The organism is Mucilaginibacter sp. (assembly GCF_965200995.1).
Classification (GTDB): Bacteria; Bacteroidota; Bacteroidia; order Sphingobacteriales; family Sphingobacteriaceae; genus Mucilaginibacter.
Genome location: NZ_OZ241743.1, coordinates 1,447,798 through 1,467,470 on the forward strand (window position 1 = coordinate 1,447,798; position 19,673 = coordinate 1,467,470).

Consider the following 19,673-nt stretch of genomic DNA (forward strand, 5'->3'; position numbering starts at 1 on the left):
CGTTTGCACGGCGTTTTGTTTCAAAGGCCCTGCTGCTAAGTACTGTAATTGATTTATGCTGATAAGCGGTAGAATGTTAGCTGCGCTCTTCCCATATCTGGCACAAATGCAGCAGGGTGTGCACCGCACTCTGCATATCCTGCACCGATACCCACTCCTGCCGGCCATGAAAGGCATGCTCACCGGCAAAAATATTGGGGCAGGGCAGGCCCATAAAGGATAACCGCGAACCATCAGTACCCCCGCGTATACTGCACAACTTGGCCTCCAGCCCTGCCCGGCGTATGGCTTCCATGCCATAATCTACAATCTGGGGGCAATTATCCAGTACCTGCTTCATGTTACGGTATTGCGGCTTTACCTGCAGCTCATAGGCGGTACCCGGAAACCCTGCAATTACCTGGCTGGCCACCTGCCTTATTGCCTGCGCGTGCTGCTGTAGTTTCTCTTCCTCAAAATCACGGATGATGAACTCAATAGTAGCCTGCTCCGCCTGCCCGGTGATGCCAACCGGGTGTACAAAGCCCTGCATGCCTTCCGTGCCTTCCGGTGATAATTCATGAGGCAGTGCCGCGATGATTTGCCCGGCTATTTTAATAGCATTTTGCATCTGCCCTTTGGCAAAACCCGGATGTGCGCTCACACCATGAATGAGGAGCTGCGCCCCGTCGGCCGAAAAGGTTTCGTTTTCCATATTACCGGCAGTTTCGCCATCTATGGTATAGGCTGCAAATGCGCCCAGCTTTTGTATATCTACCTTATCTGCTCCGCGGCCTATCTCCTCATCGGGCGTAAACAAAATTTTAATGGCGCCATGCTTAATTTCGGGGTGCTGCATCAGCTGATGGCAGGCATCCATAATTTCGGCAACACCGGCTTTGTTATCGGCCCCCAGCAAGGTAGTTCCGCTGGCGGTAATAACAGCATTGCCCAACTGGTTTTTCAGTTCCGGGTGGCGGGCCGGGTTAAGCACCTGTGCCGGGTCATCGGGTAACACGATATCGCCGCCCTGATAATTGTAATGGATAATTGGTTTTACATCTGCCCCGCTGCAATCGGGCGAGGTATCCATGTGCGAGCAGAAGCAGATGGCGGGTACATCGGCCTTGTCTGTATTGCCTTCAATGGTAGCGTATACATACCCGTATTCATCCAGGTGCGCATCAGTAACGCCCATAGCCTGCAGCTCCTGTACCAGCAGCCGGCCCAGGTTTTTTTGCTTTTCTGTAGACGGAATTGAAACCGAATGGGGGTCTGATTGCGTATCAATTACTACATAGCGCATAAAACGCTCTGTAACAGTAAAGCCGGTTATATTTATAGTATTTGTATGCATTTTTGTTATATTTTTGATGTATTACCTGCCAATATAGGCAACCATACCTTAAAGTTTAATTATTGATGAACCTTAAACGTTTATCTCCGGCAGTAGTTGTACTGTTACTGGTATTGATACCGGCTGCAGCAATGGCGCAATACAATTACGCTCCTTACGGCATATCTGTCGGCGTAAGTTCGGTTTATCCTTTTTCAGATCTGAAAACCAATTATAACAGCAAGGCTTACAATATCAACCTGGGTTATAATTACAGCCCATACCTGCCCATAGCCGCCGAGCTACAGTTTGGCAAGCTTTCTGGCGGCAGTAACTCAAACCCACAGTTGGATTTCAGCGGCCGCCAGTTTACCAATTCCTATAAAGCCCTGATTTTACATGCCGACGTACAACTGGGTGAATTTATTGATTACGGCGACAACTTTTTTCTGAACCTGGTTAAAAATTTTTATGGCGGCACCGGTATAGGTATTATTTATAATAACCTGACGTTTATCCAGCGTAAGGACCTTTACAATCCTCCCTACGGCAATTTTCCGGGTGTGGATAAGGGTTTTAACGGTTTATTTCCGCTGCGGGTAGGTTATGAGATAAAGTTCTACAATAATTATGACGAACCGGTATTTTCTATTGACCTGGGTTACCGGCATAATATAGTGCTGGGCGAGGGCCTGGATGGCTACGATGATCCTAACCAGGTGTTTAAAAACAACTCTTTTGACCAGTACCGGCAGATTACGGTAGGCATTAAATACAATTTTGGCGCCGTGGTAGCCTATAACAAAAACATTAGGGGACGATACTGATATGGATATTGAAACCCTGCATAATTACTGCCTGAGCAAGCCCGGTACTACGGATGGTTTCCCCTTTGGCGAAGACACGCTGGTGTATAAGGCGGGTAATAAAATATATCTGCTGGTTGATTTGAAGAATGGCGACCGCATGAATGCGAAATGCGACCCTGAGCAGGCTATTGAATGGCGTGAACAACACCCCGAAGTGCAGCCGGGCTACCACATGAATAAAACGCACTGGAACACGGTGTTCATCAACCAATCGCTCAGCACTAAGCAATTACAGGAGATGATAGATCATTCGTATGAACTGATTGTAGCCAGTTTGCCTAAAAAAGCACAGGCCGAAATTAAGGCGTTGGGATAAATGCGGCTTTTTAGCAACTGGCGGTTATATTTGTAAAGCTATGTATATCCTTCGCCTTAAAACACTTGTTGCTTTTGCGTTTTGCCTGCTGCTGGCCATCAGCGCAAGCGCACAGCTTACCCCTTTTGAGCAAAGCCCTGATAAAAATTATACGGCTACTTACCACCAGGTGGTAGCTTATTACCAGCAACTGGCTAAAGCCAACCCGCAATTAAAACTATTTAATTACGGCACTACCGATGCGGGCTATCCCTTAACGCTGGCCGTACTTTCAAAAGACAAGGTATTTGACCCTGCGCTCATCAAAAAACAAAACAAGCGGGTGCTGCTCATCAACAACGGCATCCATCCCGGCGAGCCGGAAGGCATTGATGCCAGCATGATGCTGGTGCGCGATATACTGAAGAAGAACCAGCTGCCCAAAGATGTAGTGGTTTGCTTTATTGCTTTATATAACATTGACGGCAGCCTGAACCGGGGCGTATCCCGCATCAGCCAGAACGGGCCGCGGGCCTATGGTTTCAGGGGTAATGCCCGTAACCTGGATCTGAACCGGGATTTTATCAAGGCCGACAGCCGCAATGCTTTAGCCTTTATGCAGATACTGAACACCTGGCAGCCCGAAGTATTTATGGACAACCATACCAGCAACGGCTCTGACTACCAGTATGTAATGACGCTGATAGAAACCCAGAAAGACAAGCAAAACCCATTGCTGGCCGAATACACCGCTAAAACTTTATCTCCGGAATTATACCGCCGCATGAAGCAAAGCGGCTATGAGATGACACCGTATGTAGAAAGCCTGAAAACCACACCCGATTCGGGTATTGTGGCCTTCTTGGAAACGCCCCGTTTTTCGAGCGGCTTTACGGCGCAGCGCAACATCATCAGCTACATCAGCGAAACGCACATGCTGAAGGCGTACGACAAGCGGGTATATGCTACCTATGACCTGATGCAGCACCTCATTGCCGTTTGCCAGCGCGATGCCAAACAGATAGGCGAACTAAAGGCCAAAGCTGATGTACAGGTAGCACGGCAAAAAACCTTCGCCCTGAGCTGGGAGCCGGACATGACCCGCTTTGATACCCTGCAGTTTAAGGGCTTTACCGCCGGTTACAAACCCAGCGCCATCAGCGGCCTGCCCCGTTTGTATTATGACCGTAATAAGCCTTTTACCAAACCCATTAAATATTATAATACCTACAAGGCTACGCAGTATGCCGATAAGCCGCTGGCCTACATTATTCCGCAGGCCTGGGGCAAAGTGATTGAGCTGTTTAAACTGAACCGGATAGCCATGCAGCGGTTAAAGCATGATACTACCCTGAATGTGCAAGCCTATTACTTTGCGGATTATAAAACCTCGCCCCGCCCTTACGAGGGGCATTACCTGCACACCGGTGTTCAATTACGCCCCGAGCAGCAAACCATTAAATACCTGACGGGCGATTATGTGGTATATGCCAATCAGCCCGCCAACCGTTACATTGTAGAAACTTTGGAGCCGCAGGGCGTAGACTCCTTTTTCGCCTGGGGCTTTTTTGATTCGATGCTGGGGCAGAAGGAACATTACTCTGATTACGTGTTTGAAGACATTGCTGCCGATTACCTGAAAGCCCGTCCCGAATTGAAAAAGCAGCTGGAAAGCGAAAAAGCTACCAATGCTAAACTGGCCGGCAGCGCCCAGGCACAATTAGAGTGGGTATACCGCCACTCCGAATATTATGAACCTACCTACCTGCGTTACCCGGTAGGCCGTTTACTTACGCCTGCAAAACTCGATATATATTAAATGGAAGATTTTATTACTTATGCCCCTGTAGCTTCTGCAATTTTTGCGGTTACCATTGTTATCAGTTTGATTGCCTTTACCAATGAACGCCTGCTGCGCAGCCTGATGCTGCACCCTTACAGCATTTCGCGCGGCGAGCGCATCTATACCGTAATTACCAGCGGCTTTATTCATCGCGACTGGAGCCATTTGCTGTTTAACATGCTCTCCTTTTACTTTTTCGCCTTCACCCTGGAACGTGATTACCTGGGCCACTGGCAATTTGGTTTATTGTACGGAGTCAGCCTGATTTTGAGTGATCTGCCTACGGTAGGGAAACACCGTGATGATCCGGGTTATTATAGCCTGGGCGCATCGGGCGCCATCAGTGCGGCCCTGTTCAGCTATATCATGTTCAACCCCCTAAGCAAGTTGTACCTGATGTTCCTGCCGATCCCTATACCCGCTATTTTATTCGGCGTGTTGTACCTGGTATATTGTGTATACGCCTCCAAACAATCGCACGATGCCATTAACCATGATGCCCACTTTTTTGGCGCCCTCAGCGGTATCATGATCACAATTTTTCTGAACCATCAGGTAATTGGTGATTTCTTGAGGCAGCTGGGGTTGTAGGCAACAAAATCTTTTTAAATCACGTCATTTCGACCGCAGGGAGAAATCTTCTTCAGGCGACCAGTCTGCGGCAGAGGATTTCTCCCTGCGGTCGAAATGACAGCGTGGTTAGCTTCCTGTATTATCTATTTATCCGCCTTCAGCACCGGCAGTTTACGGCTCAGGTAATAGTGCCATAATAAATAGGCCGCCACCGTACGGTAGGGCCGCCAGCTATCAGCAATAGCCGTCAGTTGCAGGCGGGTTACGTCGGGCGGCAGGGGCAGCAGCATTTTCAGGGTACGAATGATAGCCAGATCGCCTGCCGGAAAAACATCCGGGTGGTGCAATACCATCATCAGGTAAATGTCGGTAGTCCAGTTACCAATACCTTTTAATTGGGTAAGCTGTCTTCTTATTTCCTCATCGGGCAAATCAGGCAGTGCCGCTAAATCCAGTTGGCCGCTCAGCAGCGAACCCGCCAGATTTTTAACATACACCGTCTTTTGCCGGCTGAAATAGCAGGCTTTCAGCTCTTCATCGGTAAGCAGCAGCACCCGCTCCGGGGTAATTTCTTCTACCCGTTCCTTTAACTTGTGCAGTGCCGAAAGCGCCGAGGCCAGTGATACCTGCTGCTCCAAAATCACATGCACCAGCGTTTCAAACGTATTGGGCCGGCTCCACATCGGCGGGTAACCGTACCGCTCAATAATGGTATTGAACAAAGGGTGCCCGGCCGCTAACTGGTTGCAGATCTGGTGGAAGTTGGAATGGTCGAAATGCTGCTGCATCAACTATAAACCAACAAATTTTTATTTAGTTATATTTGTATAAAAGCTGCTTAAAAGCGAATAAATTATATCATTTGTCATTGCGAGAAACGAAGTTTAGATTGCTTAAACCCTACCCTGTCATTTCGACCGCAGGGAGAAATCTTCTTTAGGCAGCAGGTCTGCGGTAGAAGATTTCTCCTCGTACCTCGTCGAAATGACGACTTATAATTGCTTTAAACAGCTTCTGAGTAATTGCTGATAGCAAATAAAATATATGGTGGACAATATAAATGGACAAAGCATCATTATCAAACGAAATTGAAGTAAGTACGCCGGAAGAAGATGCTTACCTGTTAAATGAAATGGAATCAGTAAAGGACGAGCCAATGGCTACACCTCAAGAAATGAATGATTTCAGGAAGTGGCTGAAATGCACTAAGTAATCATATCCAGATCAAGAAACAGATTTTATGTTATTATCCTACCTCATGAATAACCTTCCCCCATTAGCCGAACGCATGCGCCCTAAAATGCTGGATGACTATGCCGGTCAGCAGCATCTGGTAGGGCAGGGGGCGGTATTGCGCAAGGCCATTGCGTCTGGCAACCTGCCTTCCATGATCTTTTGGGGGCCGCCGGGCGTGGGTAAAACCACGCTGGCCTATATTATTTCGCAAAGTTTAGATAGGCCTTTCTTCTCCCTAAGCGCCATCAATTCGGGCGTGAAGGATGTGCGCGAGGTAATTGAAAAGGCGGCCCTGTACAAGCAGGGCGGCCAGACATTGCCGGTATTGTTTATTGATGAAATTCACCGCTTCTCTAAATCACAGCAGGATTCATTATTGGGTGCGGTAGAGCGCGGGTTGGTTACCCTGATTGGTGCCACTACCGAAAATCCTTCGTTCGAGGTGATCTCCGCTTTGCTGTCGCGCTGCCAGGTGTATATTCTGCAGCCGCTGAGCGAGGAGGATTTAATCAGTTTACTGCAAAAAGCCATGCGTGAGGATGAACTGTTGCAGCAGAAGCGCATTACCATTAATGAGCATGAAGCCCTGCTGCGCCTCTCCGGCGGGGATGCCCGTAAGCTGTTGAATATTTTTGAACTACTGGTAAATGCCTTATCCGGCACCGCGGAAATTGTGATCAACAATGAAGCCGTGCTCGCAAATGTGCAGCAGAACATGGCCCTGTATGATAAGGCCGGCGAGCAGCATTATGATATTATTTCGGCCTTCATTAAATCCATGCGCGGCAGCGACCCCAACGGTGCCGTATACTGGCTGGCCCGTATGCTGGTGGGCGGCGAAGACCCGCTGTTTATTGCCCGCCGTATGCTCATTCTGGCTTCCGAGGATATCGGCAACGCCAACCCTAACGCCTTGTTATTAGCGCAAAGCTGCTTTGAAGCGGTAAATGTGATTGGGATGCCCGAAGCGCGTATCATCCTGTCGCAAACGGCGGTTTACCTGGCTACTTCGGCTAAAAGCAATGCCAGCTATATGGCCATCGGCGAGGCGATGGATCTGGTACGCCGTACCGGCGATTTGCCCGTACCCCTGCACCTGCGCAATGCACCTACCAAACTGATGAAGAACATAGGTTATGGCAAGGAATATAAATATGCCCACAGCTACGACGGTAACTTCACCGATCAGGACTTTTTACCGGAGCAACTGAGGGGTACCAAACTGTACGACCCCGGCCAGAATGCCCGGGAAAACGAAGCGCGGGAAAAGTTAAAAAAGCTCTGGGGCGAGCGGTATAAGTATTGATTAAGCACAACCTGTCTTTCCGTGTCATGCTGAACTTGTTTCAGCACCTCTCAGGACAGTTGAATTTGCACAGTGCAGACTTGGCAAGTGGGCTGCTGAAACAAGTTCAGCATGACTTATTAGCCGTACATTCTACTTCAACTTCTCATTATTCCGGTGCCGGTCGGCATCACGGATGCTTTTCTTCTCTAAGTTCTTTTCCAGCGCTTCGGTTAAATTGATGCCGGTTTGGTTAGCCAGGCAAATCAGCACAAACAGCACATCAGCCATTTCATCTGCCAGGTTTATTTCTGTATCTGATTTTTTGAAGGATTGTTCGCCATACTGCCGGGCCATAATGCGGGCTACTTCGCCTACCTCCTCCATCAATATGGCGGTATTGGTCAGTTCATTAAAATAACGGATGCCGGTGGTAGTGATCCATTGGTCTACTAATTTTTGCGCCTCATCAATGCTCATGAAAGCGAAGTTAATGATTGTCCTTGTCTTTAGTATCCATAATGATAGTGACCGGCCCATCGTTAACCAAACTGATTTTCATATCTGCACCAAAAATACCGGTAGCAATAGGTTTACCTGTAAGTTTGGTCAGCTCGTTAATCATATACTCATACAAGGGAATAGCCTGAGCCGGCCTGGCCGCACGGATGAACGAAGGCCGGTTTCCTTTTTTAGTTTGTGCAAACAGCGTAAACTGCGAGATCAGCAGAATACTACCATTTACATCGGCCAGCGCTTTGTTCATCAAACCGTTCTCATCACTAAAAATGCGCAGGGCGGCTATCTTTTGTGCCAGCCAGCTGGCATCTTCTTCCATGTCTTCCTGTTCGATGCCCAATAATACCAGAAAGCCGGTTTCTATTTGTCCGGTTATATTTCCGCCAACCCTACAACTGGCGTTTGATACCCGCTGAATAACTGCACGCATGGTAAAAATTGTTATGTTTATCGAATGAATAATAAGCGTTTACTGCTGGTGTTGTTGCTATCCTTATCCATACTTGGCTGTAAACGCCCAAGAAAGGTAGCTACTTCCTTTTATTACTGGAAAACTATTTACAAACATAACCCCACTGAAGATGCTTACCTGAACCGCCTGCAGGTGCATCGCCTGTATGTGCGTATAATGGATGTAAATGAGGGTGAAAACGGTATCGGCCCAGTACCGGTATCGCCCATTGAGTTTAAAGATCAATTGCCGGACAGCCTGCAGATTGTGCCGGTGGTATTTGTGGTAAATGAGGTACTAAGGCACCTCTCCCAGCCGCAACTGCGCAGCCTGGCCGGTAAAATCAACTACTTTGTAACCGGTAAACTTAAACAGGCCGGTAAAAGCAACTTCAATGAACTGCAACTGGATTGCGACTGGACCACAACCACCCGCAGCAATTATTTTTACCTGATGGGGCAGCTGCGGCAGTTGCTGGCCAAACAGCATCAAAGCCTATCCTTCACCCTGCGCCTGCACCAGTTAAAAAACCAGCAGGGCAGCCGCGTACCACCGGCAGACCGCGCTTTGCTGATGTGCTATAACATGGGTAACCTGCGCAAATACGGCTCGCAAAACTCCATTTTGGACTTAGCTGAATTAAAAAAGTATGCAGGTAATAACCTAAGCAATTACCCTCTGCCGCTTGATGTAGCCCTGCCGTTATTCAGCTGGGCAGTGGTGTTCCGGCAGCAGCAGTATACGGGTATTGCCAAGCGGCTTAACCAGGCAATATTGCAGGATACTACAATATTCAGCCGGTTGCCTAATCAATTATATACAGCTAAAACCGATATGCCTTCCTATGGTTTAAAGGCGAAAGATGAGGTGCGCTGGGAAACGCCGAGCGAGTTAGAAAAGGCCGCTTCTTACCTCAGCAGTTATTTAAAATCTGATAACTTTACCGTAATTTATTTTCATTTAGACCAGCAAACGCTCAAGCCTTATCCTTATGAAAACCTGGAAGCTGTTACTCACTTGCTGCATTAGCTTTTGCTCGGCCTTTTTTGCCAATGTAGCGGTTGATATTGCCTGCGGCCCGGAGGCCGACCCCTATGATGCGTATGTATCCTTTTTTCATAATAACCTGCAGGGCGAGCAGGGCTACCGGCCTTTTTATTTTACCGACTGGAACTTTGTGTATGATGAAAATGAGCCTGCCGATGAACGCCAGATTAACGCCCGTGAGTGGGCTGCTTATTTAGGCCGGCCGGTTACCGCTGCTGATGTAGAAAAGGTTATGTACAAGCTGGACAGTGCTTCAACCGTAAGAACTACCCAAGCGCTTGAATGTAAAGCCACCCTGCCCGACAGTCTGTTGAATAATACCTTTCTGCAGGCACTTGCTTTGGGTAAGCATAAAGATGCCAATACCTATTACCGGTTTGCCAAACAGGTAGAACCTTTGGCTAATATTGCCTGCCTGTCCTGGGAGCCGGTTAAAAAAGACACGGCGGCCTTAACCGCCGCAGCACAGCAGGCACAGGCGCAAATTTTAACCGTTAAAGATAAATTTATCAGGCTGCGGTATGCCTATCAGGCACAGCGTCTGTTTCATTATGGCGATGCCGATGCTGATGCCGAAAAAGTATATGACCATTACACCGCCCGGCAAAGTAGTTCAAGTTACATTAAAGGCCTGGCGCTGGCGTTAAAAGCCGGAGAACTACATAATTTGGGCGATAGTGTGCAGGCGGCTTACCTGTTTTCGAAGGTATTCAGCCAGTATCCCGAAAAACGGCTGTTGGCTTATATCAATTATACCCGCTTTTCACACGCCGGGTTAAAACAGGTGCTGCCCTTAGCCAAAAATGGCGAAGAGCGGGCCAGCCTGTATGCCATGGAAGGGTTCGGCAACCCGGAGCCCGGTATGGAGTACCTCCAGCATACCTATGAAAATGCGCCTGCATCCGTGTTAAACGGGGTACTTCTTATCCGGGAAATTAATAAGATGGAAGAAAGCTACCTGCAAAAGCTGCTGACCAATGCGCAATACACTACCTATAATGTGGGCGGCAAAGGTTCGCACGGCTTTTTTGAGGCGGTGGCCGATAGTGAGCAAACAAAATATAATACCCGTCTGCAACAGCTCATTCGCTTCTGTGGCACCTTAGCTGCCGAAAAAAGGTACCCCGAACCGGCACTGGGCCATATCGCGGCTTCCTATCTGTACTGGATGCAGAACAAAACCAGCGAAGGCATGGCTGAACTGGCAGCTATTGATAAAAGCGCCATCAGCACCAAACTGAACGATCAGCGGCAGATTGTTTCCCTGCTGTTATCGGCACAGCAGATACAGCATTACAATGCCGTAAACGAAGCTGCACTACTGCCTGCCCTGCAATGGCTCGACCGCAGGGTAGCTACTATTCCAGCAGCCGGTTATAACAATCAAGGTGGAGAAACGTACCGGTTAAACCGCTTCGCAATTACAGCACGTAACTTTTACAGTAATATACTGGCACCTGCCTATCTGCGCCAGCGCGATACGGCTAAGGCGGCAGCCGCTTTATATAAAAGTAATTTTTACCATATTGATGGTTATACAGATGTGCAAAATGCAACTACCGAACCGGCTGCCGCTTCCATTCCTGATTTTTGGTATACCTATTTGCGGTCTTCGCATTTAAAGCAACTGATCAGCTGGAAAACCACGGCCTCCGGCCAAGCTTACCACCGCTTTTTATTCGCTCCGCTAAAAACCCTAACGGCCGATCAGTTGCAGGAAATGCTGGGTACCGCTTACCTTCGCGAGCATAATTATGCATATGCCTATCAAACATTTAAGCGCCTGCCCGTCAGCTATTTTACCACCGCTAATACGGATGACAATGGCGACACTTATGGCGATGATCCGTTTGTTGACCCTGTAAATGATTACCCTAAGCAGCATACTACGGTTAAACAGGGGTACAGCAAACTTACCTATGCCAGGGCCATGCTGCAACTACAGCAGCAAATTAAAGCGCATCCAACAGTTGCCGCCAATTATTACCGCATGGCCAGCGGTTTATATAGTGCTTCTACCTATGGTAATTCGTGGGAGTTGATTTCCTACTACTGGTCGGCATATGATTTTGGGCGCAGCGGGCAGTATTATTATGATACCGATTATGTTAAAACCGGTACAGCAATGCAATATTACCTGAAGGCGAGGGCGCTTAGCCGTAACCCGGAATTTAAAGCCCGCTGTACCTTTATGGCCGCCAAATGCCGCCAGAAGCAATGGAACTCGCCCGAATATAATTACTTAACTGATTATAGTAATTATGAGAAGAACCAGGCGGTGTACCGCAGCCACATCCGCAGCAGCAGTTATTTCAGGGAATTAGGCACCACTTACCGCAACACCCGGTTTGTAAAGCAGGCTATAGGCGAATGCAGCTATTTACGCGATTATATCAGGGTGCAAGCTAAAGTACATTAAGCGCGGGTATCATTACCATTATAGATGCTCAGGTAGCTATCATACCTCGAAGGCGCAATCTCGCCGTCTTCGAGCGCAGCTAATACAGCGCAGCCCGGCTCGTTAATGTGGCGGCAGTTGTTAAAGCGGCAGTTGTGCATCCGCTGGCGCATTTCGGGGAAGAAGTGGCCCAGCTCCTGCTGCTCAATATCAATCACGCCCAGTTCGCGTATGCCGGGTGTGTCAATGATGCGGCCGCCGTAGGGAAGGTCATACATTTCGGCAAAGGTAGTGGTGTGCATACCTTTGTCGCTCCATTCTGATATTTCGGTAGTGCGCAGCTCCAGGTCAGGCAGCAACGCATTCATCAGGCTGGATTTACCCACACCCGAATGGCCCGACAGCAGCGTGGTTTTATCCTTCAACAAGTTTTCCAGCAGCGGGATATTGGTGCCCTGCAAAGCTGATACCTCGTAGCAGGGATAACCAATGTTTTCGTATACCTCCTTATAAGCCGCCAGCACCTCAAGACCTTCGTCGCTGAACAAATCCAGCTTGTTAAACACCAGCACCGCCGGAATATCATAGGCTTCGGCGGTTACCAGAAAGCGGTCGATAAACCCCATCGAGGTGCGGGGCGAGGCTAAGGTAACTACCAAAAATGCCTGGTCTAAATTGGCCGCAATAATCTGCGCCTGTTTGGATAAGTTGATGGATTTACGAATGATATAGTTACGGCGCTCATACAATTTATGGATCACACCAGTTTCCTGATCCGGTTCCGGCTCAAAATCTACCTTATCGCCCACGGCCACCGGGTTGGTAGTAGTTAAACCCTTGATGCGGAATTTACCCTTAATACGGCAATCGTATCGCTGCCCGTCCGGCGTTTGCACCTGGTACCAGCTTCCGGTTGATTTAGTTACGATTCCCTGCATAGAATTGGCAAAAGTATGCTTTTGAACAAAGGCATTTTTTGCAAAAAGTGTTTTAATTATTGCTTTTGCAAAAAATATCCCTTTACTTTACCAGCGTTGCCCCTGGCAATCAAGCACATGATTTTAAACAGCATCATTATTACTATTATTACCACCGGTATAACATACGGAGGAAGATAGTTTATGGTGTAAACAAAGAGATAACAACCACAAAGCGCCTTCCTCCTTCAACAGGGGAAGGCGCTTTTGTTTTAAGGCCGTTAAGCACATGAAAGTATTAAAATTCGGAGGTACCTCCGTAGGCAACCCGGCAAGTATTGCCGCCGTTATTGAAATTTTAAAGCAGCAGCCTGCGCCGCTGCCGGTCGTGGTGGTATCGGCCATGAGCGGCGTTACCAACCTGCTCATTACCATGGCCGAGCAGGCCATGCAGGGGCAGGAATACACCGGCCACTTAACCGAGTTACAAAACCGGCATTTTGAAGTAGTAAAGGCCCTGCTGCCCATACAGCAGCAAAACCCGGTATTTACCCGCCTCAAAATCTATTTTAATGAGCTGGAGGATTTGCTGCAGGGCGTGCATACGCTAAAGGAATTAACGCCAAAAACACGCGACCTGATATTAAGCTACGGCGAACGCTGCTCGGCGTTTATGATTGCCCGTATTGCCGCGCAGCATTTTACCGAAGTACTGTTTACCGATGCAGTTGAACTCATAAAAACCGACAGCACTTTTGGCCAGGCCAAAGTAAATACGGAACTTTCAGAACTGCTGATCCGTAATTTTTACACTACTCACCAGCAGCAACTATTGATAGTTACCGGCTTTACCGGCAGCAACGATGCCGGGCAGGTAACCACTTTGGGCCGCGGCGGCAGCGATTATACGGCCGCTTTGTTTGGCGCGGCCTTAAGCGCCAGCGAAATTGAGATATGGACCGATGTAAACGGCATGATGACCGCCGACCCGCGCATGGTAAAAAAGGCGTTCTCGCTGCCCGAACTCACCTATACCGAGGCTATGGAACTTTCCTACTTTGGTGCCAAAGTTATCTATCCGCCCACCATGATTCCGGCCTTTTTAAAGCGGATACCTATCGTTATTAAAAACACGTTTGAGCCGGAATTTGCTGGTACCACCATACAGTATAAATGCCAGCCTTCAGCACTGGCGATAAAGGGTATTTCCTCCATCAACAAGGTAAGTGTTATTAATGTGCAGGGCAGCGGTATGGTGGGCAAGGCCGGCTTTAGCGGGCGGCTGTTCTCCCTGCTGTCGCGCGAGCAGATTAATATTATTCTGATTACCCAATCGTCATCAGAACATAGCATTACGTTTGCGGTTAGTCCGGCAGATGCCGACAAAGCCTGCTTACTGATAGCACAGGAGTTTGAGCTGGAACTGCTGGCCCAAAAACTGGAAACACCAGTGGCCGAACATAACCTTTCTATCCTGGCTATTGTAGGTGAAAACATGAAGCAGACGCCGGGCATGTCGGGCAAGTTGTTTCATGCGCTGGGCCGAAATGGTATCAACGTCCGGGCCATTGCACAGGGCTCGTCCGAATATAATGTGTCGGTAGTGATTACCGAAAATGATCTGGCAAAGGCCGTAAATGTGGTGCACGAAGCTTTTTTTACCAATTTAAACAAAACCTTGAATGTGTTTTGCCTGGGTACCGGTAATATTGGTAAAACCCTGCTAAGGCAGTTGCAGGAGCATAGCGCTTACCTGGAGCAGAATAACCGCGTGCAGGTAAGAATTGCCGGCATCAGCAACACCCGTAAAATGCTGTTGAATGCGGAGGGGATTGATTTAAAAAACTGGCAGGAGCAATTGCAGGAGCGAGGCAGCCAAGCTAATTTACAGGAGTTTGTACAGCAAATGAAAGAGATGAACCTGCCTAACTGCGTGTTTGTAGACAATACCGCCAGTGCAGCGCCTATTGAGCATTATGCCGAGGTGTTTAAGGCCAGCATTTCGGTGGTTACCTGTAATAAACTGGGTAATTCGGCCGCTTATAATCAGTATGATGCCTTTCATCGGCTGGCGATACAGCACGGGGTGGATTTCTTTTATGAAACCAATGTAGGGGCAGGGTTGCCCATCATCCGTACGCTAAAAGACCTCATGATCAGCGGCGACCGGGTGCAGCGCATTGAGGCGGTATTATCAGGCACCCTATCATTTATCTTTAACAACTTTAAAGGGGAGGCCAATTTTCATGATGTGGTAAAGCTGGCGCAGGAAAAAGGTTATACCGAGCCCGACCCGCGCGACGACTTACGCGGCACCGATTTTATGCGCAAACTACTCATCTTGGCCCGCGATGCCGGTTACCGTATGGAAGCCGAAGATGTGCAGTTGGAAAATATTTTGCCGCAGGCCAGCATAGCCGCCCAAACGGTTAACGATTTTTATGAATCGCTTAAAGCTGAGGATGCTTACTTTAATCAACTCAAACAACGGGCCGAAAGCAGCGGCAAGGTATTGCGCTATATCGGCAAGCTGGAAGACGGTAAAGCCAGCATCAGCTTGCAGATGGTGGACGACCAGCACCCGTTCTACATGATGTCGGGCAGTGATAACATCATTGCCTTTACCACCGACCGCTACAAGGAGCGCCCTATGGTGGTAAAAGGCCCCGGTGCAGGCGCCGAAGTAACTGCCGCAGGTGTATTTGCAGATTTAATTAATGTGGGAGCAAGCCCCCTAACCCCCTGAAGGGGGAACAGAAGTTATTTTACTTTAAAAATTTCAGCACAAAAGTTTTAATGAATAACATAAATATAAACGCAACTTCAACTCCCCCTTCAGGGGGCCGGGGGGCGAGTGTACGCGTTTTTGCCCCGGCCACCGTAGCCAACGTAGTTTGCGGTTTTGATGTGCTGGGTTTTGCCGTAAATGAGCCAGGCGACGAGGTGGTGATGCGCCTCACCGATAAGCCGGGTATCACCATCAGCAAAATTACCGGTGATGATGGCCGTTTGCCGTTAGATCCGGCTAAAAATACGGTAAGTGTAAGCGTGCAACATTACCTGCAATCCATTGGCCGGCCCGAGCTGGGACTGGATATTGAGCTGCATAAGAAAATGCCGATTGGCAGCGGCTTAGGCTCCAGTTCGGCCAGTACGGTGGCGGGTTTGTTTGCAGCCAAGACCCTGCTGGATGATGAAACCGATGTAATGCAGCTGCTGCCCTTTGCCATGAAAGGCGAGGAAATGGCCTGCGGACATGGTCATGCCGATAACGTAGCCCCGGCACTATTGGGCGGCTTTATATTGGTGCGCAGTTATGACCCGCTGGAAGTAATCCGGCTGCCGCACCCCGAAGGCTTATACTGTACGGTGGTGTTCCCTGATGTGGATGTGCCTACCCGCGAGGCCCGGCAGATCATCCGCAACAAGGTACTGCTCAAAGATGCCGTAACCCAATGGGGCAACATTGCCGGATTGGTAAGCGGCCTGTTTATGCAGGATATTGACCTGATAGGCCGCAGCATGCAGGATATACTGGTGGAGCCGGTACGCTCCATGCTGATTCCTGATTTTTACCGGATGCGTGAACTGGCGATGGAAGCCGGGGCGGTAGGCTTTGGTATTTCCGGTTCGGGGCCATCGGTATTTGCATTAACTAAAGACGAAACTACGGCCCGAAATATCACTCAAAAACTACAGCAGCACTTAACACATATTAAAATCTACTCACAGGGCTACGTATCGCCGGTAAATGCAGCCGGGCCGAGGGTGCTGGAACGCTTTTAACATTAAACTGATTTTGCTTTGAAACTCTATAGTACCAATGATGCTGCCCGCCAGCAAATCGCCTTTAAGGAAGCGGTGTTTAACAGCCTGCCGCAGGACAAGGGCCTGTATATGCCCATAGCTATTAGCCCGTTGCCCGAAAGCTTCTTTGCGCGATTACCAGAGCTAACCTTACCTGAAATTGCATTCAGGGTAGCCCGCCATTTATTGCAGGAAGCTATACTGGAAGATGATTTAAAAGCCCTGATTGAAGAGGCTATTAACTTCGAGGCACCAATAAAGCAACTGGAAGCAGATGTATACGTACTGGAGCTATTTCATGGCCCTTCACTGGCCTTTAAGGATTTTGGTGCACGTTTTATGAGCCGGGTAATGAGCTACTTTCTGCAAGATGGTGAAAAGCAGCTGGATGTACTGGTAGCTACCTCGGGCGATACCGGCGGGGCAGTAGCTTTAGGCTTTTTAGGCGTACCCAATACCAGGGTTACCATCTTATACCCTAAAGGCAAGGTAAGCCCGATACAGGAATTACAGCTCACCACACACGGGCAAAACATCAGGACGATAGAGGTGAATGGCACCTTTGATGATTGCCAGGCACTGGTAAAGCGGGCTTTTACTAATGATGAATTAAACCGTCGGTTCCGGCTTACTTCGGCTAATTCCATCAATATTGCCCGGTTGATTCCGCAAACGTTTTATTACTTTAACGCTTATGCGCAGTTGCTTCGGCAAGGAAAGAATAAAGTAGTATTTGCGGTACCCAGCGGCAATTTCGGCAACATTGGCGCCGGCTTACTGGCCTGGAAGTTAGGTTTGCCTGTACAGCAGTTTATAGCCGCCACCAATGCCAATGATACGGTGCCGCAGTTTTTAAAAACAGGCGCTTATCAGCCCAAACCTTCTGTGCAAACCTTATCCAACGCGATGGATGTGGGCGACCCCAGCAACTGGGTGCGCATTATTTCGCTGTTTGCTGATGCACCGGAACAGCTACAGCAGCTGGTTACCGGTTGCAGCTATACCGATGCACAAACCCAGGCGGCTATACAGCAGCTTTACCAGCAGTGTAGCTACATTGCCTGCCCGCATACGGCCATTGCCTGGCAGGGCTTAAAAGACTTGCAGCAGGCACATCCTGATCAGGATGTAGCCGGTGTGTTTCTGTCTACCGCACATCCCTGCAAGTTTCCGGAAGTATTTACGAAGGAGATTCGGCAGCAGATTACGGTTCCCCAACAGGTAAAGGAGTTAGAGGATAAAGCGCATCAGGCTGTTAAGATGAATAATGATTTTGAAGCGTTCAGGCAGTATCTGTTGACTGAAGCGTAATCAAAGAAATATTCGTTTTTATTTCATCTGGTTGAAACCACAGATTATTGCACACGTTGCTTGTATATAATCAGATCAGAAATGAAAAAGTTCATCTATATACTGGCTTGCAGTACTGTTTTGCTCATTGCCGCCTGTAACGGTACCAGTAAAACCGGCGGCGCGGCGGCTGATTCCAGTGCCAGCAATGGCAATTCGGGCCCGTCTGATACGCTGCAAAAGTTGGGTCAGGGTACGCCGGCGGCTACTTCTACCGGCGGTACGGATGCTTCCTCAAACGGAAAAGGCGTGGACGGCCCTACGGTAGACAGTACAAAAAACTAATCTATCCGCAGCTATTAGCATTCCTGCCTATTTACCGCTACATTTGCTAATATTATTATCAAATGGAGATGATAGCAATTGGTATAGCGGTAGTGATTTTAGGTATAGCGGTATTTCTTTTTCTTAAAAGGCCGCAACCTGTAATGGAAGGCATTAGCTTGGCAGATGCAGATGTTTTAAAATCTGCCAACGAGCAGCTGAAAATCAATCTGGCTATTGCTGAAGAAAAATGCCGGGGCCTGGTAACCGAGCGGGAAAACATTGTACAACTATTACAGCAGGATATTGAAAAGCTGAACGGTGAACTGACCGATGAGCGCCTGGAACTGGCCGAGGCCAACCGCAACCTGCAACGCGCCCAATCTTTTAACGAAGCCCAGCAGCAAAAATTTGCCGAGCAGAAAGAAGAACTGGCCAATACCCGGCAGCATTTGCAGCGTGAGTTTGAAAATGTGGCCGAAAAACTGCTGAAAGAGAAATCGCGCGAGTTTACGGACGTTAATAAAACGCACCTGGACCATATCCTGAATCCGCTTAAAGAAAACATCAAGGCCTTTGAGGATAAGGTAGAAAAGGTATATAACGCCGAGGCTGCCGAGCGCAACATCCTGAAAGGGGAGATCAATAAGCTGATGGAGCTGAACACCCAGATCAGCAATGAGGCCAAGAACCTGACCACCGCCCTGAAAGGCGACAATAAAAAGCAGGGTAACTGGGGTGAGTTTATTTTAGAAAAAGTATTAGAGCGCTCAGGCCTGGTGAAAGACCGTGAGTACCGACTGCAGGCCAATTACCAGTCGCACGATGGTAGCCGTTACTTCCCGGATGCGGTGATCGACCTGCCGGATAACAAGCACCTGATCATCGATTCTAAAGTATCACTGATTGCCTATGACCGCCTGGTAAATTGCGAAACCGAGGATGAGCGTAAGCTGCACGCCAAGGCGCACGTAGAATCGCTGCGCGGGCATGTGCATAATCTTTCCTCCAAAAACTACCATGACCTGCAGCAGATCAATTCTCCCGATTTTGTAATGCTGTTTATACCGATTGAATCCTCGTTCAGCTTTGCAGTGCAGATAGATGCCGATTTGTTTAATGACGCCTGGGACAAGCGGGTGGTGATTGTGAGCCCGTCCACCTTGCTGGCTACGCTGCGCACCATTGCCAGCATGTGGAAGCAGGAACGCCAGAACCGCAACGTAATGGAGATTGCCCGTTTGAGCGGCGAGATGTATGATAAGTTTGTGGGCTTCCTCGGCGATATGGACAGCCTGAGCCGCAACCTCAAAACCAGCCAGGACGCCTTTGACCGTGCCATGAACAAGCTCTCCGAAGGCCGGGGTAACCTAACGATTACAGCGGAGAAAGTGAAGAAGTTAGGGGCAAAGGCCAATAAGCAGATGGAGCAGCGGTATTTGGCAGAGGATTGATATGATTTAATTAAATTTGACTAAAGAATATTATAGTCAAATTAAATTAA

18 protein-coding genes are annotated in these 19,673 nt (G+C 48.6%); 13 read left to right on the forward strand and 5 right to left on the reverse strand.

All coding sequences use genetic code 11. From position 1 onward, the window contains the following. Nucleotides 1-76: 76 nt before the first annotated feature. Nucleotides 77-1,336, reverse strand: a complete 1,260-nt coding sequence (pepT, locus tag ACY652_RS06865; protein ID WP_462267298.1) for a peptidase T — start codon at nucleotides 1,334-1,336, stop codon at nucleotides 77-79. Nucleotides 1,337-1,401: 65 nt separating this feature from the next. Between pepT and ACY652_RS06870 the strand changes: the two genes are divergently transcribed. Genes ACY652_RS06870 through ACY652_RS06885 form a run of 4 tightly spaced genes read left to right on the forward strand, consistent with a single transcriptional unit; the run spans nucleotide 1,402 to nucleotide 4,913 of the window. Next, on the forward strand, nucleotides 1,402-2,142 hold the full coding sequence (locus ACY652_RS06870) for an outer membrane beta-barrel protein (RefSeq protein WP_462267299.1): 741 nt from the start codon (nucleotides 1,402-1,404) through the stop codon (nucleotides 2,140-2,142). Nucleotide 2,143: 1 nt separating this feature from the next. Further along, nucleotides 2,144-2,500 (forward strand): MmcQ/YjbR family DNA-binding protein, encoded by a 357-nt coding sequence (locus ACY652_RS06875; protein ID WP_462267300.1) that lies wholly within the window; start codon nucleotides 2,144-2,146, stop codon nucleotides 2,498-2,500. A 40-nt stretch (nucleotides 2,501-2,540) separates the two neighbouring features. Then, nucleotides 2,541-4,298 (forward strand): M14 family zinc carboxypeptidase, encoded by a 1,758-nt coding sequence (locus ACY652_RS06880; protein WP_462267301.1) that lies wholly within the window; start codon nucleotides 2,541-2,543, stop codon nucleotides 4,296-4,298. Further along, nucleotides 4,299-4,913 carry a rhomboid family intramembrane serine protease gene (locus tag ACY652_RS06885; RefSeq protein ID WP_462267302.1) on the forward strand — a complete coding sequence of 205 codons (615 nt, stop codon included), beginning with the start codon at nucleotides 4,299-4,301 and terminating at the stop codon, nucleotides 4,911-4,913. A gap of 125 nt (nucleotides 4,914-5,038) precedes the next feature. On the opposite strand, the gene ACY652_RS06890 is transcribed toward ACY652_RS06885, so the two are convergent. Then, the gene (locus ACY652_RS06890; RefSeq protein ID WP_462267303.1) at nucleotides 5,039-5,683 is read right to left on the reverse strand and encodes a DNA-3-methyladenine glycosylase family protein; all 645 of its coding nucleotides are present in this window, start codon (nucleotides 5,681-5,683) and stop codon (nucleotides 5,039-5,041) included. 272 nt (nucleotides 5,684-5,955) lie between these two features. On the opposite strand from ACY652_RS06890, the gene ACY652_RS06895 reads away from it, so the two are divergent. Both ACY652_RS06895 and ACY652_RS06900 read left to right on the forward strand, forming a co-directional pair. Further along, nucleotides 5,956-6,108 (forward strand): hypothetical protein, encoded by a 153-nt coding sequence (locus ACY652_RS06895; RefSeq protein WP_462267304.1) that lies wholly within the window; start codon nucleotides 5,956-5,958, stop codon nucleotides 6,106-6,108. Between the two features lie 45 nt (nucleotides 6,109-6,153). After that, a complete protein-coding gene (locus ACY652_RS06900; protein ID WP_462267305.1) occupies nucleotides 6,154-7,437 on the forward strand; it encodes a replication-associated recombination protein A in 1,284 nt (427 codons plus the stop codon). Between the two features lie 132 nt (nucleotides 7,438-7,569). On the opposite strand, the gene ACY652_RS06905 is transcribed toward ACY652_RS06900, so the two are convergent. Then, nucleotides 7,570-7,896 (reverse strand): nucleotide pyrophosphohydrolase, encoded by a 327-nt coding sequence (locus tag ACY652_RS06905; RefSeq protein ID WP_462267306.1) that lies wholly within the window; start codon nucleotides 7,894-7,896, stop codon nucleotides 7,570-7,572. 10 nt (nucleotides 7,897-7,906) lie between these two features. After that, a complete protein-coding gene (gene dtd, locus ACY652_RS06910; protein WP_462267307.1) occupies nucleotides 7,907-8,365 on the reverse strand; it encodes a D-aminoacyl-tRNA deacylase in 459 nt (152 codons plus the stop codon). Between the two features lie 24 nt (nucleotides 8,366-8,389). Between dtd and ACY652_RS06915 the strand changes: the two genes are divergently transcribed. Together ACY652_RS06915 and ACY652_RS06920 are read left to right on the forward strand one after the other, a co-directional pair. Next, on the forward strand, nucleotides 8,390-9,415 hold the full coding sequence (locus ACY652_RS06915) for a hypothetical protein (protein WP_462267308.1): 1,026 nt from the start codon (nucleotides 8,390-8,392) through the stop codon (nucleotides 9,413-9,415). Beyond that, nucleotides 9,378-11,852: a hypothetical protein gene (locus ACY652_RS06920; RefSeq protein ID WP_462267309.1), complete on the forward strand. Its 2,475-nt coding sequence runs from the start codon at nucleotides 9,378-9,380 to the stop codon at nucleotides 11,850-11,852. The genes ACY652_RS06915 and ACY652_RS06920 overlap by 38 nt, the downstream gene beginning before the upstream one ends. Here ACY652_RS06920 and rsgA read toward each other — a convergent pair. Next, nucleotides 11,849-12,769 (reverse strand): ribosome small subunit-dependent GTPase A, encoded by a 921-nt coding sequence (gene rsgA / locus ACY652_RS06925; RefSeq protein WP_462267310.1) that lies wholly within the window; start codon nucleotides 12,767-12,769, stop codon nucleotides 11,849-11,851. The two genes, ACY652_RS06920 and rsgA, sit on opposite strands and share 4 nt — an antisense overlap. Nucleotides 12,770-13,037: 268 nt before the next feature. On the opposite strand from rsgA, the gene thrA reads away from it, so the two are divergent. The 5 genes from thrA to ACY652_RS06950 all read left to right on the forward strand — a co-directional run bounded on the left by thrA (nucleotide 13,038) and on the right by ACY652_RS06950 (nucleotide 19,623). Next, the gene (gene thrA, locus ACY652_RS06930; protein WP_462267311.1) at nucleotides 13,038-15,494 is read left to right on the forward strand and encodes a bifunctional aspartate kinase/homoserine dehydrogenase I; all 2,457 of its coding nucleotides are present in this window, start codon (nucleotides 13,038-13,040) and stop codon (nucleotides 15,492-15,494) included. A 50-nt stretch (nucleotides 15,495-15,544) separates the two neighbouring features. Continuing rightward, on the forward strand, nucleotides 15,545-16,534 hold the full coding sequence (locus ACY652_RS06935) for a homoserine kinase (protein ID WP_462267312.1): 990 nt from the start codon (nucleotides 15,545-15,547) through the stop codon (nucleotides 16,532-16,534). Between the two features lie 18 nt (nucleotides 16,535-16,552). Further along, nucleotides 16,553-17,866: a threonine synthase gene (gene thrC / locus ACY652_RS06940; RefSeq protein WP_462267313.1), complete on the forward strand. Its 1,314-nt coding sequence runs from the start codon at nucleotides 16,553-16,555 to the stop codon at nucleotides 17,864-17,866. Between the two features lie 81 nt (nucleotides 17,867-17,947). Next, nucleotides 17,948-18,190, forward strand: a complete 243-nt coding sequence (locus tag ACY652_RS06945; protein ID WP_462267314.1) for a hypothetical protein — start codon at nucleotides 17,948-17,950, stop codon at nucleotides 18,188-18,190. 62 nt (nucleotides 18,191-18,252) lie between these two features. Next, entirely contained in the window at nucleotides 18,253-19,623 is a 1,371-nt protein-coding gene (locus ACY652_RS06950; RefSeq protein WP_462267315.1) for a DNA recombination protein RmuC, read from the forward strand. Nucleotides 19,624-19,673: the final 50 nt, after the last annotated feature.

Excerpts from the sequence above, each read along its gene's own strand:
- pepT (WP_462267298.1), bottom strand. The coding sequence starts at position 1,336 with ATGCATACAAATACTATAAATATAACCGGCTTTACTGTTACAGAGCGT.
- ACY652_RS06870 (WP_462267299.1), top strand. The coding sequence starts at position 1,402 with ATGAACCTTAAACGTTTATCTCCGGCAGTAGTTGTACTGTTACTGGTA.
- ACY652_RS06875 (WP_462267300.1), top strand. The coding sequence starts at position 2,144 with ATGGATATTGAAACCCTGCATAATTACTGCCTGAGCAAGCCCGGTACT.
- ACY652_RS06880 (WP_462267301.1), top strand. The coding sequence starts at position 2,541 with ATGTATATCCTTCGCCTTAAAACACTTGTTGCTTTTGCGTTTTGCCTG.
- ACY652_RS06885 (WP_462267302.1), top strand. The coding sequence starts at position 4,299 with ATGGAAGATTTTATTACTTATGCCCCTGTAGCTTCTGCAATTTTTGCG.
- ACY652_RS06890 (WP_462267303.1), bottom strand. The coding sequence starts at position 5,683 with ATGCAGCAGCATTTCGACCATTCCAACTTCCACCAGATCTGCAACCAG.
- ACY652_RS06895 (WP_462267304.1), top strand. The coding sequence starts at position 5,956 with ATGGACAAAGCATCATTATCAAACGAAATTGAAGTAAGTACGCCGGAA.
- ACY652_RS06900 (WP_462267305.1), top strand. The coding sequence starts at position 6,154 with ATGAATAACCTTCCCCCATTAGCCGAACGCATGCGCCCTAAAATGCTG.
- ACY652_RS06905 (WP_462267306.1), bottom strand. The coding sequence starts at position 7,896 with ATGAGCATTGATGAGGCGCAAAAATTAGTAGACCAATGGATCACTACC.
- dtd (WP_462267307.1), bottom strand. The coding sequence starts at position 8,365 with ATGCGTGCAGTTATTCAGCGGGTATCAAACGCCAGTTGTAGGGTTGGC.
- ACY652_RS06915 (WP_462267308.1), top strand. The coding sequence starts at position 8,390 with ATGAATAATAAGCGTTTACTGCTGGTGTTGTTGCTATCCTTATCCATA.
- ACY652_RS06920 (WP_462267309.1), top strand. The coding sequence starts at position 9,378 with ATGAAAACCTGGAAGCTGTTACTCACTTGCTGCATTAGCTTTTGCTCG.
- rsgA (WP_462267310.1), bottom strand. The coding sequence starts at position 12,769 with ATGCAGGGAATCGTAACTAAATCAACCGGAAGCTGGTACCAGGTGCAA.
- thrA (WP_462267311.1), top strand. The coding sequence starts at position 13,038 with ATGAAAGTATTAAAATTCGGAGGTACCTCCGTAGGCAACCCGGCAAGT.
- ACY652_RS06935 (WP_462267312.1), top strand. The coding sequence starts at position 15,545 with ATGAATAACATAAATATAAACGCAACTTCAACTCCCCCTTCAGGGGGC.
- ACY652_RS06945 (WP_462267314.1), top strand. The coding sequence starts at position 17,948 with ATGAAAAAGTTCATCTATATACTGGCTTGCAGTACTGTTTTGCTCATT.
- ACY652_RS06950 (WP_462267315.1), top strand. The coding sequence starts at position 18,253 with ATGGAGATGATAGCAATTGGTATAGCGGTAGTGATTTTAGGTATAGCG.